Here is a 13,530-nt window from a genome sequence, read left to right as displayed (position 1 = left end):
GACACAAGCCTCGAGACGGTTATGCCTGTAGCCTCTATGCCGATGTCCACGAAAGCTCAGACCACCACCGCGGCCGCCACCGAGCCCAGCTCGGCAGGCGAGGGCCCCGTCGTAGGCAAAGACACAGCGTTCACGGCGTCATCGGGTTCGTTCGACCTGCCGACGCAGACCCGGCGCCTGACCGGGTGGGGTCGCACCGCAGCCACCACCTCGGAAGTGCTCTCCACCGATGACCCGGAACTGATCGCCAAGGCGGTCGCCATGGTCGCGGAGGACAACGACTCCAAGCCCGCACACCTGCGTCGCGGCGTCATCGCCCGCGGCCTCGGCCGTTCGTACGGCGATCACGCCCAGAACGCGGGTGGCCTGGTCGTCGACATGACCGCACTCAACCGCATCCACCGCATCGACCGGGACTCCCGGCTGGTGGACGTGGACGCGGGCGTCAGCCTCGACCAGCTGATGAAGGCGGCGCTGCCGTTCGGCCTGTGGGTTCCGGTGCTGCCGGGCACCCGCCAGGTGACCGTGGGCGGGGCCATCGGCTCGGACATCCACGGCAAGAACCACCACAGCGCGGGCAGCTTCGGCAATCACGTGCGGTCCATCGATCTGCTCACCGCCGACGGCAAGGTGCAGACCATCGGGCCGAAGAAGAACGCCAAGCTGTTCTGGGCCACCGTCGGCGGCAATGGCCTGACCGGTATCGTGCTGCGCGCCACCATCGAGATGACGCCGACCGAGACCGCCTATTTCATCTCCGACGGCATCAAGACCGTCGACTTGGACGAGACGATCGCGGTCCACAAGGACGGGTCCGAGGCCAACTACACCTACTCCTCCACCTGGTTCGATGTGATCTCCGGGCCGCCGAAACTGGGACGCGCCAATGTGTCTCGCGGACGGCTGGCGAAGCTCGATGAGCTGCCGAAGAAGCTGCGCAAGAATCCGCTGAAGTTCGATGCGCCGAATCTGCTGACGGTGCCGGATATCTTCCCGAGTTTCGCGGTCAACAAGTTCACGCTGGGCATGGTCGGCGAGGCGTATTACGCTCTCGGCGGCAACTACACCGGCAAACTGATGAACTTGACGCAGTTCTACCACATGCTGGACGTGGTGTCGGAGTGGAATCGGGCCTACGGGTCCAAGGGATTCATCCAGTACCAGTTCGTGCTGCCGCCCGAGGCGCTCGATGAATTCACCAAGATCATCGTGGATATCCAGCGCTCGGGTCACCATTCGGCGCTCAATGTGCTGAAGTTCTTCGGCCCGGGCAACCCGGCGCCGCTGAGCTTCCCCATGGAGGGCTGGAACATCTGCGTCGACTTCCCGGTCCGCCCCGGTCTCAATGACTTCGTGCGCGAACTGGACCGGCGCGTCCTGGAATTCGGCGGTCGCCTCTACACTGCCAAGGATTCGCGGACCGACGCGGAGACCTTCCACAAGATGTACCCGCGGATCGACGAGTGGATCAAGATCCGCCGAAGTGTGGATCCCACAGGCGTTTTCATGTCCGATATGGCGAGAAGGCTGGAGCTTCAGTGATCAATGCGGTAGGGAACCCGCAATCCATTCTGCTGCTGGGCGGCACCTCGGAGATCGGCTTGGCGATCTGCGCCGAGTACCTGAAGAAGGGTCCCGCGCGCATCATCCTGGCCGCCCTGCCCGGTGACCCGCTGCGCGAGGACGCCGTGTCGCAGATGAAGGCCGCCGGCGCCTCCGAGGTGCAGGTCATCGACTTCGACGCGCTCGACACCGACAGCCACCCGGCCGTGATCGACGCGGCATGGGCGGACGGTGACGTCGACGTGGCCATCGTCGCGTTCGGCATCGACGGTGACGGCGAGATCTTCTGGCAGGACCAGCGCAAGGCCGTCATGATGGCCGAGATCAACTACACCGCGGCGGTTTCCGTCGGCGTGCTGCTCGGCGAGAAGATGAAGGCGCAGGGCTTCGGCCGCATCCTGGCCATGTCCTCGGTCGCCGGTGAGCGCGTGCGCCGGTTCAACTTCGTCTACGGCTCCACCAAGGCCGGCCTGGACGGCTTCTACCTGGGTCTCGGCGAGGCGGTCGCGAAGTTCGGTCCGCGCGTCACGGTCATCCGCCCCGGCATGGTGCGCACCCGGCTCTCCGCGCACGCCAAGGAGAACGGGCTCACCGTGAACAAGGAGGACGTCGCCCTCCTCGCGGTCGCCGCCTCCGAGAAGGGCAAGGAAATCGTCTGGGCCCCCGGCGTTTTCCGCTACGTCATGATGATCCTGCGCCACGTGCCGCGCCCGATCTTCCGCCGCCTCCCCATCTAGGCGACACGTTCTCGCACCGATACGCATGCCGCGTCCGGCACCCGGGCGCGGCATGCGCCGTTCCGGCCCGAAGACCCCGGACATCGGTGGTTGGGCCCGGCGGTCGGGTTCGCGTGCACCGCACTGGCTAGGCTGGCGCGCGGTCCATGGACACGAATGCGGAGGCAGGGTGCGGATGAGCGAGCGGGCGAGCGGACGGATGGGGGTGCTGGCGCGGCAGGCCGGTGGGGCTGTCGGGGAGGCGGTGCTCGCCGCGGTGCTGGCGGGCGTGGTGGCGGCGGTCGGGCTCGAGGCGTTCGCGACCGTGCACTGGCCGGCCTTCAACTCCTCCAATGTGACTCGCGCGCTCACCACCGTGGGGCAGGTGGCCGCCCTGGCCGTACTGGTGGTCGCAGTGGTGCTGCTCCGGTTGCACAGGTGGCCCCGGCTGGCGAAAGTGCTGTCCTGGGGCGGGCTTTCGGCCTTCGTGACCGTGACGCTGGGCATGCCGCTGGCCGCGACGAAGCTGTACCTCTTCGGGATGTCCGTGGACCAGGAGTTCCGGACGCAGTATCTGACGCGGCTGACCGACAGTGCGGCACTGCACGACATGAACTACATCGACCTGCCGCCGTTCTACCCCGCGGGCTGGTTCTGGATCGGGGGCCGGTTCGCCAGTCTGACCGGGATGGCCGGGTGGGAGGCGTTCAAGCCCTTCGCGATCATCGGCCTGGCAGTGGCGGCGGTTATCGCTCTTGTGCTGTGGTCCAACCTGATCCGGGCGGACTGGGCGGTGGCTGTCGCCGCCGCGACCACGGCGGTGACCCTCGCCTACGGCTCGCCCGAGGCGTACAGCGCGGTGCTCACCTTGCTGCTCGGACCCGCGCTGGTGCTGGCCTGGGGTGCGCTGCACCGGCCCGCCGAGGTCGGCGGCGATGCGGCGGAACCGACCGCGGGCGGGTGGGGAGCGGTGCTGGGTACCGGCCTGTTCCTCGGGCTCGCCGCCAGCTTCTACAGCCTGTACTTCGGTGTCGCGGTATTCGCGGTGTGCCTCATGGCGGTGATCGCCGCGGGACTCTCGATCCGGGCACGGCACACCTGGCGGGCGATCGGGCCGATCCTGGTGCGGCTCATCGGAATCGGTGCGGTCGCGGGTCTGCTGGCGCTCACCGTGTGGACGCCGTTCCTGCTGAAGTTCCTGTCCGGCAAAGCATCTCTCGGCTCGGGCTCCGCCTTCCACTACTTGCCCGAGACGGGCTCACGGCTGCCGCTACCGATGACCGAATTCAATCTGCTCGGCGTCTTCTGTCTCGCCGGGACCATCTGGCTGGTGCTGCGCGCGGCGAGTTCGCGTCGTGCGCAGGCGCTCGGCATCGGCGTCGTCGCCATCTATCTGTGGTGTCTGCTGTCCATGGCCGCCACTGCGGCCGGGACCACGCTGCTGTCGTTCCGGCTCGAATCCCCGCTCATGGCACTGCTGTCGGCCGCCGGCGTGTTCGCCTTCGCCGAGGGCGCGCGGGCGATCTACCAGGCGCTGAACGAGCCCGGGCGGTTCCGGATCGCCGCGGCGGCGGTCGCGGTGGCCGGTGCGATCGGGTTCAGCCAGGGCATTCCGACGGTGCTGGCAGCGGAGATCACCACCGCCTACACCGATACCGACGGCAATGGTTTCCGCGCCGACACGCGGCCGCCGTCGGCGGTGTCGAACTACCGCGAGGTCGATGCGACGCTGCTGGAGCAGACCGGCCGGCCACGTGACGCCAGCGTGGTGCTCACCGCGGACACCAGCTTCCTGGCCATCTACCCGTACTACGGATTCCAGGCTCTCACTTCGCATTACGCGAACCCGCTGGCCGACTTCGCGGCGCGCACCGCCGAAATCCAGCGCTGGAGCACGCTGAAGACGCCGCAGGAGCTGACCGACGCGCTGAACCACTGCCGCTGGCGTGCGCCGGACGCCTTCCTGTTCCGGCGTTCGGGCGACGACTACACGCTGCGGCTCTCGCAGGACGTGTACCCGAACGACCCGAATGTGAAGCGTTTCACAGTGTCCTTCCCCAAGGCGCTGTTCGATGACGCGCACTATCGGATCACCAATATCGGACCGTTCACCCTGGTTGTGCGTGTCTGAACACCTGTGCGAGACCAGGATCACTTATCCCCAGAAATCCTCCGGTTTCTGTGGATAAACACCGGTTTCTGTGGATAACTGCATGACTTGCCCGTGCGATCTCAGTCGAACCCGGTAGCGTGGGCCGCTGATTGCAAGGCACCCAAGAGTTTGCGTTGCAAGGCACCGAGGAGTTTGCGCGTGACACAGGGGTGGGCATCCAGCCCGGGGGACGACGGCGGTTCGGCGGTAGCGGTTCTCGACCACGCCGCCCCGGAAACGGCTCTCCCCAGGCTTTCTCGGCCACAGCGCGTCGCCCGCCGCATCCGGCTGGCCCGCGCCGATCTGATCGTCGCCGCGGCCTATCTCTCGCTGGCGGTGCTGGTGCTGTCGGGTCAGTGGCTGCACACCGATCGCGGCTACCTGATCAAGAGCGGCCAGGATCAGACCATGTGGGAGTGGTTCTTCGCGGTCACCGCCCACAATGTCGCGCATCTGGAGAACCCGCTGGGCTCCCTGCTGCAGAACTATCCCGACGGCGTGAACATGATGGCCAATACCGCCATGTTCGGCGTCGGCGTGCCGCTCACCCCGGTCACCCTGATGTTCGGGCCGACCGTCACCTTCGTGCTGGTGCTCACCGTGGGCCTGTTCGGGACCGCGTTCGCCTGGTACTGGCTGTTCTCACGGGAACTGGTGGCGTCGAAATTCGCGGCGGCCGTGGGCGGTCTGTTCTGCGGCTTCGCCCCGGCCATGATCTCGCATGCCAACGCACACCCGAATTTCGTGGTGCTGGCGCTGCTTCCGCTGATCGTGCTGCAGCTGATCCGGATGGCCCGGCGCGCGGAGCTCACGCGCGAGGTGCGCAAGGCGCGGCGCAACCGTGACGCCTTCGTGCTGGGGCTGCTGGTGGCCCTGCAGATCGCGCTCGGCGAGGAGCCGCTGCTCATCTTCGCGCTGTCCTTCGGCGTTTTCGCGCTCGTCTACCACCTGCACATTCCGCGCACCGGGTGGCGCGCGCTGCGTGCCATCACCCCGACGGTGCTGCTGGCCGCGCTGATCACGGTGGCGCTCACCGAGATTCCGCTGTGGTGGCAGTTCTTCGGCCCGCAGTCCTACCGGTCCATCGAGCACGGGCCGATGAACAACGACCTCGAGGCGCTGTTCCAGTTCCCGTCCGAGTCGCTGGGCGGGATGTTCTCGCACGGGCAGAACGTGGCCATCAATCCCACCGAGGAGAATTCGTACTTCGGCTGGCCGCTGTGGATCGTGGTCACGGTGGCCGTGGCGCTCATGTGGCGGGAGCGGGCGGTGCGCGCGGCCGCCGCGGTGATCGTGGCGTTCACCGTGCTGTCGCTGGGCGCGACCCTGATGATCGGCCACCACAACACCGGCATCACCCTGCCGTGGCAGCGGCTCGAGGATGTGCCGCTGCTGAATTCGGTGCTGGAGTCGCGCTTCACCATGGCCGCGATTCCGGCCATCGGCCTGATCCTGGCGCTGGCCACCCAGCGTGCCCTGGACTACTGGAAGGTCTCGGCGACCGACTGGCGACCGCTGGCCCTGTTCGGCGCACTGGCCTTCGCCCTGCTGCCGCTCACCCCGACCATCCTGCCCGCGGTGCAGCGCCCGCCCACCCCGGACTTCTTCGCGGACGGCACGGTGCGCCAATACGTTTCGCACGGTTCGGTGGTGGTCGCGCCGCCGCCGACCCCGCCGGATGCCCGCGCGCTGCACTGGCAGGCCGACTCCGGCTTCGAATTCCCGCTCGCGGGAGGCTATTTCGTCGGCCCGACCGGCACCTCCAAGAAGGGCCGGTACGGCCCGGACGACCGGCCCACCGCGAGCCTGCTGATGAAGGCGCAGCGGTCCAACACGATTCCGGTGGTGGACGACGCCACCCGGGCGCAGGCGCTGGCCGATCTGCGCTACTGGCGGGCCGACGTGGTGGTGCTGCCGCCCACCGACAACAGCGACACGCTGCGCCTGACCGTCGACCAGCTGATCGGCTTCCCCGCCCGATACGTCGACGGCGTCTGGCTCTGGGACGTGCGCGACCTGGTGGGCGCGAGCGCTCCGGCGTAGTCAGCCGACGCGGGTGTAGGTGACGTAGCCGCTGGTCGAGAGCGCGCGCGTGATCCTGCCATTGCTCAGCAGCAATTCGTGGGTGCTCTGCGGGTTGCAGCCGGAGCCGCCGGAGACGAGGGTGCCGGCGCCGACCGTGATGTCGCCGGCGCCGGGAACGCCCAGCAGGCGATAGTCGAAGACGCAGATCGGCCGGTTGTCGCGCAGCACCGTGGAGGTCACCACATCGTCGTTCAGGTTGCCCTGCCGGATGACCAGGCGGTAGTCGTCGGCATTGGCGTCGCTGGTGCCCGCCCATTGACCGATGAAGTCGCCCGGCACCCGGCCCGCGAGAGTCGAGGGCGGCACGGCGGCGATCGGGGTCTGCCCGCCGGTGGACACCGCGGTCGCCACGGTCGGCACCGACGCGGACACCGGTGCGCCACTTGTTCTTCCGTGGCTTTCCAGATCCGCCGTCACCAGGATCGCGCCGCCCGCGATCACAGTCGCGGCCAGCACCGCCAGCAGCCCGGTGAGCACGCCGCGGCCCACTCCGGACCCGGCCCGCGCCGGTTCCGGGACCCGATGCCGGTGCGGCGCAGCGTCTTCGAACGATCCGCTGCTCGAACCATAGGCCACGCCGTACGCGGGCGCGCCGGGCTCGGTGTAGTAGCGCCCGGGACCGAGCACGGTCGGATCGGTGCGGGGTGAGCGCAGCAGGGCCGGATCGGTGTGCGGGGAACGCAGCACCGTGGGATCCGTGCGGGGCGAACGCAGCGCGGCCGGATCGGTGACGAAGCCGATCGGCGGCGTGGTGTGCACGGTCGGGGGTGCGCTCAGCACGGTTGGGGTGGTCGCCACTCGCCACGCCGCCCAGGCGGCCTCGGCGAAATCCGTACAGCTGGGGAACCTTTCGTCCGGATGCTTGGCCAGCGCACGGTCGAAGACAGCGTCGAAGCCCGCGGACAGATCGGGGCGCACCTGTGTGACGTGCAGGGGCGGCGTGCTGGTGTGCGCGTAGATCAGCCCCGCCAGATCGGTGGCCAGGAAGGGCCGGGATCCGGTGAGCAGCACGAAAAGCGTGCAGGCCAGCGAGTATTGATCGGTGCGCGGATCCAGGAAGCGGCCGGACACCTGCTCCGGCGAGGCGAAGGCGAAGGTCGCGGAGATGTCCCCGGTCTTGGTGACGTGGGTGGTCTCGTCACGCAGCCGGGCAATGCCGAAGTCGGTCAGCAGGGCCCGTTCCGGACGGCCGTCCTCGGCCGGGGAGAGCATGATGTTCGACGGCTTCACATCCCGGTGCAGCACGCCCTTGCCGTGCGCGTAGTCGAGGGCGGAGGCGATGCCGCCGCCGACGCGCAGCGCCCGTTCGGGGGCCAGGCCCGAAGGACTGTCCGCGTCAGGGCCTTCCACGAACTGCATGGCGATCCACAGGCGTCCGTCGTCGAGGCCGCGGTCGTACACCGACACGATGTTCGGATGGTCGAAGCGGGCGGTGATGTCGGCCTCCCGCTCGAAGCGCCGCCAGCCCTCGGCGTCGGCGGTCACCTCGTCCCGGTTGAAGACCTTGAGGGCGGCCAGGCGCGGTAGCCGGGGATGCCGCGCGGCATAGACGGTGCCCGAACCCCCGGCCCCGATCCAGCGTTCGATGACGTATCCGGCGATCTCCTCGCCCGGCTTCAGATCGGCCATGGTCGCGCACCTACCTACTTCAGGGGAGCCCTTTCGAGCCAGTCGGTCAGGAGGCTGTTCACCGTGTGCCCGGGCCAGCGCAGCACCATGACGAAGCGCGATCGCGGATCACCGTCGGGGAAGGAGACGGCGGCGAGCGCCCGATGGGCCTCGGTGTCCTGGGTGGCGGCCGGGTCCACGCCGGCAGCCGTGGTGACGGTCAAGGCGCCCGCCACGTCCTCGTGGGTGCGGGTGGTGACCCGGGCGTTGTTGCCGAAGAAGACCGCGGCGACGGAACTGCCCGGGCGGGTGTCGAAGTCGAAGACGTCGAAGTGCACCTGGCCGGTGCCGTCGTCGCCATTGCACAGCACGCGATGCGCGCCCTGGGCCACCTCGCCCGGACCCGGATCCCGGGGCCGGCAGGACCCGCCCTGCCAGCCCACCGCGGTGCCGGTGGAGGCGAGCTGCCCGACCAGGCTGGGGAAGGCGCGGGCGATGGCGACGTCGTCGCGCCCCCAGGACGAGACCAGCGCATCCGCGCTGCTGTACGTGATCAGTCCGCTCACATCGGTTTTGCGGCTGATCCGCCCGTCGGGCAGCAGGGTGAGGGTGGTGGGACCGTTGGCGCGGCAGGCATTGGCCGGCTCCCGGACCACGATCTCGGAGGTGCCGATGATGAGGCGGTCGCCCTCGTGGGGCACCCGGTCCAGTGGCGCGGAGAATTCGCAGTGGAACGGAGAGCCGTCGGGCAGCACACCGTCCACGCGATTGGACAGCACCGGATCGCCGATCTTGGCCTGCTGCACGGTCAGCCGGTAGTTGGTCTGCCCCTCGGTGGCCAGCCAGGTGCCCACGAACGTGTCCGGCACCAGGCCGGGCCCGGATCGGGCCGGTGGCGAATCGCCCTGGTGCAGTGCGAAACCCACGCCCGCGGCCGTCACCGCGGCCACCGCCACCGGGACCAGGACGCGCCGGTGTAAGACGCGCTGCCACAGCGGTTTCCGGCCCCAGCCCCGGAGCTGCCGCGACGGCTGCTGCGGCAGCAGACCGGCCGCGGCGGTCACCGCCAGGGCCGGATCGGAGTAGTACGCCTGGGTGGCGGCATAAGCGAAATCCGTACAGCTGTCGAAGCGGTCCCCCCGGATCCTTGGCCAGGGCCCGGTCGAAGACCTCGTCCAGGGCCGCCGGGAGCTCCGGATTCACCTCGCTCGGGCGCTGCGGCCGCTCCCGGGTGTGGGCGTGCACCCAGCCCAGCGGATTGTCGGCGCTGAAGGGCCGGCGGTCGGTGAGCAGCACGAAAAGCGTGCAGGCCAGCGAGTATTGGTCCGAGCGCGGGCCCACCGGCCGACCGCTCACCTGCTCCGGTGATGCGAAAGCGAAAGTGGCGGAGATATTTCCGGTATGGGTGTGTTTGGTGGTCTCGTCGCGCAGCCGGGCGATGCCGAAGTCGGTGAGCAGGGCGCGCTCGGGGCGGCCGCTGTCGGGATCGGCGATGAGGATGTTGGAGGGCTTCACATCCCGGTGCAGGACGCCCTTGCCGTGCGCGTAATCCAGTGCGGCCGCGATCTCGGTGCCGATGCGCAGGCCCCGGTCGGGCGAAACACGGTGCAGTTCAGCGGCATCCACGCCGTCGATGTACTGCATGGAGATCCAGAACTGGTTCTCGGCGACGCCGCGGTCGTAGACCTGCACGATATTGGGGTGGTCGAAGTGGGCGGCGATATCGGCCTCGCGCTCGAAACGCCGCCAGACCTCGTCGGCCTCGGCGACGTCGTCGCGTTTCAAGATCTTGAGGGCCGTGAGCCGGGGTAGCCGCGGATGCCGCGCGGCGTAGACGACGCCCGAACCCCCGGCCCCGATTCGCCGCGCGATCACATACCCGGCGATGATTTCGCCAGGTCGCAGCTCGGTCATGCTTCCTCTTCGTCTTCCGGCCCGGCCCCACGCCCAGTTCGGATAACAACCATCCTGACGGACATCCGCCGATTCGGCTACAGGTCAGCCGGTTCGAGGCGGCCGGAACGCCGGGAGATGTGCAGCCGCCGCGGGCGCGATGGTTAGAGTCGGTGCTCGTGCGCGCAGACTCCCGAGCGTTCCACCGCATCCGCTTCCTCGCCCTGGTGTCCGGGTTACTCGGATTCCTGCTGGCGGTGATCACGCCGATCCTGCCGGTGAACCAGGACCGGCCGACACTGCGTTGGCCGCAAGGGGATACGGCCGACGTCGCGGCGCCGCTGGTGTCGTACGTGCCATTGAGCCTGGACGTGAGCCTGCCGTGCCAGGTGCTGCGGGAACTGCCGACCGGCACGCTGTTCTCGACCGTGCCCGCGGCCTCGGGGCAGGCCGAGTCGAAGGGCCTGGTCGTCAAGGTCACCGACGAGCCCGGCAAGGGACGCACGATATCGGTGCTGGTGCGGCTGATTCCGCTGCTCAGTGCGCCGGCGGCGGAGATCCAGGACTGCACGGCGATCACCGTGCACTCGGACGCCGCCGAAACCCGGGTCGAATTCGCCGGCGTGCACCGCCAGGACGGCACGCCCTTCGCCGGCCGGGTCGGCGGGGACACCCGGCCGCAGGTGGTGGGCCTGTTCACCGATCTGAAGCGGGATCAGCTCGGGAACGCCTCCGCCACCGTGGATATCGACGCGCGCTTCACCTCCAGCCCGACCTGGCTCAAGCGCAGCGCGACGCTCGGGGCGGTGCTGTTCACCCTGCTCGCCCTCTACGCGCTGCACCTGCTGGACACCTCCGACGGCCGTAAGCCACGCCGATTCCTGCCCGCGCACTGGTGGCGGGTGCGGCTCGCCGACGTCGCGGTGCTGGGCACGCTGGTGGTGTGGCACCTCATCGGCGCCAACACCTCCGATGACGGCTACATCCTGAATATGGCTCGGGCCTCGAAGGTTTCGGGCTACATGGCCAACTACTACCGCTGGTTCGGGGTGGCCGAGGCGCCCTTCGGCTGGCCGTACGAGGTGCTGGCCTGGATGACCCGGATCAGCGATTCCAGCCCGTGGATGCGCCTGCCCGCACTGCTGGCCGGCATCGTGTGCTGGCTGGTCATCAGCCGGGAAGTACTGCCGCGCCTGGGATCGCGGGTACGACGCGACACCATCGCCATCTGGACCGCGGGACTGGTGTTCCTGGCCGCCTGGATGCCCTACGACAACGGCCTGCGCCCGGAGCCGCTCATCGCCGCGGGCGCGCTGCTGACCTGGTGCTCCATCGAAAGGGCCGTTGCCACCGGGCGTTTGCTGCCCGCCGCCGTGGGCGTGCTGATCGCGGCCTTCTCGCTGGCCGCCGGGCCGACCGGGCTCATCTGCATCGCGGCGCTCATCGCGGGCGCGCGGCCGGTGCTCATGGTCGTCATCAAGCGCGCCAAGGGCCCGGGATCGTGGCTGCTGCGTTACGGCGGGCTGCTGGCGCCCGGCGTGGCCGCCGGAACCCTGGTGCTGGTGGTGGTTTTCGGCGATCAGACCCTCGCCTCGGTCATGGAGGCGACCCGGGTGCGCAAGCTCATCGGCCCCAATGTGGCCTGGTTCGACGAGCGCACGCGCTGGGACGCGCTGCTCATGCTCTCCCCCGACGGCTCGCTGGCCCGCCGCTTCGGCATCCTGGCCATGCTGCTGTGCCTGGGCGTGTGCGTGATGGTGATGCTGCGCAAGAACGGCCGCATCCCCGGGACCTCGCGCGGGCCGTCGGCGCGGATCCTGGGCATCATCTTCATGTCGCTGTTCCTGATGATGTTCACGCCCACCAAGTGGACCCACCACTTCGGCGTGTATGCCGGACTGGCCGGATCGGTGGCGGCGCTGGCCGCGGTCGCGGTGGGGCTCAACGGGATTCGCTCGCCGCGCAACCGGACGCTGTTCAGCGCCGCGGTGTTCTTCCTGCTGGCCATGACCTTCACCGGGCCCAACGGCTGGTGGTACGTGTCCAGCTACGGCGTGCCGTGGTTCGACAAGGCGCCGCTCATCGCCGGCAAGGGCTTCTCCACGCTGTTCCTGGGCCTGGCGGTGCTGTGCCTGCTCATCGCCGCATACCAGCACTTCCGCGAGCCGTACACGCAGCCGAAACCGGTGCGCGGCTTCGACAAGTTCGCCAGCATGCCGCTCACCATCGCGGCGGCCGTACTGGTGCTGTTCGAGGTGCTGTCGCTGGCCAAGGCGGCCGTCGGCCAGTACCCGGCCTACTCCATCGCGGAGTCGAATCTGCGTTCGCTGCACGGTGATTCGTGCGCGCTGGCCAACGAGGTGCTGGTGGAGACCGATACCGCCGATTCGCTGCTGCACCCGTGGACCGGATCCGACGCCGACGGCCTGTCCGCCGAGAGCACCGGATTCACGCCCAATGGCGTCGCCTCCGACCTCACCGCGGACGCGGAGGAGACCGTCACCGGCGGGGCCAACTCGGTGAACGAGAAGTCCGGCAACAAGACGTCCAAGACCACCGGCGCGGGCACCGGCGGCGGCAAGAGCGAAGAGGCCGGCATCAACGGCAGCTCCGTCGCCCTGCCCTTCGGCCTGGACCCGGCCAAGACTCCGGTCGAGGGCAGTTACACCGATGGCGAGCAGCAGGTTTCGAAGCTCACCACCCAGTGGTACAACGCGGAGAAGCTGACCACTCTCCGCGCCGATCCCGCCTACCAGGTGCTGGTCGTGACGGCCGCGGGCCGCATCCGCTCCTTCAACAAGGACGGTGTGGAGACCTACGGGCAGGACCTGTTCGTCGAGTACGGCACCCGCGACGCCCAGGGCACTGTCACGAACACCGGGCGGATCCGGCCGATCGATATCGGCCCGAGCCCGTCCTGGCGCAACCTGCGCGTGCCGCTGGACCAGATTCCCGCGGGCGCCAATGCGATTCGCCTGGCGCTCGATGACGCCGACATCACCCCGCGCCAGTGGCTGGCCGTCACCCCGCCCCGGCTGCCCCGGCTGCAGACCCTGAATTCCCTTGTCGGCGACAGCGCTCCGGTGCTGGAGGACTGGCACGTCGGCCTCGCCTTCCCGTGCCAGCGCCCCTTCGATCACCACGACGGCGTGGCCGAGGTGCCCGAATGGCGCATTCTGCCGGACCGCGTCGGCCAGGACGCCTCCAATGCCTGGCAGGACGATATAGGTGGCGGCCCACTGGGCTGGACGGGATTGCTGCTCAAGTCCGAGACCCGGCCGTCGTACCTGAATCACGACTGGAGCCGGGACTGGGGCTCGCTCGAGAAGTTCACCCCCTATGTCCCGAATGCGAACGTCGAGCCGACCCTGGACGTCACCGTCCAGTCCCGCTCCGGCCTGGCCAAGGATTCGCCGATCAAGGTCAAGTAAGCGACCACCGGAAATGCCCGCTCGAAGCACTGCTTCGGGCGGGCATTTCCGATGATCTCGAGTATGCGTGCGGCACTGCCGC

The 13,530-nt window shown here is 68.8% G+C and carries 7 protein-coding genes and 1 pseudogene; 5 read left to right on the top strand and 3 right to left on the bottom strand.

Features of this window, described 5'->3' with window-relative positions:
* Positions 1-42 precede the first annotated feature (42 nt).
* From ACFXHE_RS28560 to ACFXHE_RS28545, 4 genes are all read left to right on the top strand, one after another.
* A complete protein-coding gene (locus tag ACFXHE_RS28560) occupies positions 43-1,542 on the top strand; it encodes an FAD-binding protein (protein WP_379387540.1) in 1,500 nt (499 codons plus the stop codon).
* Positions 1,539-2,300 carry a decaprenylphospho-beta-D-erythro-pentofuranosid-2-ulose 2-reductase gene (locus tag ACFXHE_RS28555; RefSeq protein ID WP_354838564.1) on the top strand — a complete coding sequence of 254 codons (762 nt, stop codon included), beginning with the start codon at positions 1,539-1,541 and terminating at the stop codon, positions 2,298-2,300. Before ACFXHE_RS28560 ends, ACFXHE_RS28555 begins: the two co-directional genes overlap by 4 nt.
* Before the next feature lie 175 nt (positions 2,301-2,475).
* Positions 2,476-4,410 carry a galactan 5-O-arabinofuranosyltransferase gene (locus ACFXHE_RS28550; protein WP_379387539.1) on the top strand — a complete coding sequence of 645 codons (1,935 nt, stop codon included), beginning with the start codon at positions 2,476-2,478 and terminating at the stop codon, positions 4,408-4,410.
* A 180-nt stretch (positions 4,411-4,590) separates the two neighbouring features.
* A complete protein-coding gene (locus ACFXHE_RS28545) occupies positions 4,591-6,474 on the top strand; it encodes a DUF6541 family protein (RefSeq protein ID WP_379387538.1) in 1,884 nt (627 codons plus the stop codon).
* Here the strand turns inward: ACFXHE_RS28545 and ACFXHE_RS28540 are convergent, their stop codons facing one another.
* From ACFXHE_RS28540 to ACFXHE_RS28530, 3 genes and pseudogenes are all read right to left on the bottom strand, one after another.
* The gene (locus ACFXHE_RS28540) at positions 6,475-8,145 is read right to left on the bottom strand and encodes a protein kinase (protein WP_379387537.1); all 1,671 of its coding nucleotides are present in this window, start codon (positions 8,143-8,145) and stop codon (positions 6,475-6,477) included. It lies immediately after the preceding gene.
* Between the two features lie 14 nt (positions 8,146-8,159).
* Entirely contained in the window at positions 8,160-9,188 is a 1,029-nt protein-coding gene (locus ACFXHE_RS28535) for a hypothetical protein (RefSeq protein WP_379387536.1), read from the bottom strand.
* A gap of 166 nt (positions 9,189-9,354) precedes the next feature.
* A pseudogene (locus ACFXHE_RS28530) lies at positions 9,355-10,038 on the bottom strand (serine/threonine-protein kinase); the annotation flags it as partial.
* A gap of 158 nt (positions 10,039-10,196) precedes the next feature.
* Between ACFXHE_RS28530 and ACFXHE_RS28525 the strand changes: the two are divergent.
* Positions 10,197-13,448 (top strand): arabinosyltransferase domain-containing protein, encoded by a 3,252-nt coding sequence (locus ACFXHE_RS28525; RefSeq protein ID WP_379387535.1) that lies wholly within the window; start codon positions 10,197-10,199, stop codon positions 13,446-13,448.
* Positions 13,449-13,530: the final 82 nt, after the last annotated feature.

This window comes from Nocardia sp. NPDC059229, from assembly GCF_042754165.1.
GTDB lineage: Bacteria > Actinomycetota > Actinomycetes > Mycobacteriales > Mycobacteriaceae > Nocardia.
This window is presented reverse-complemented; position numbering and strand designations above follow the sequence as displayed.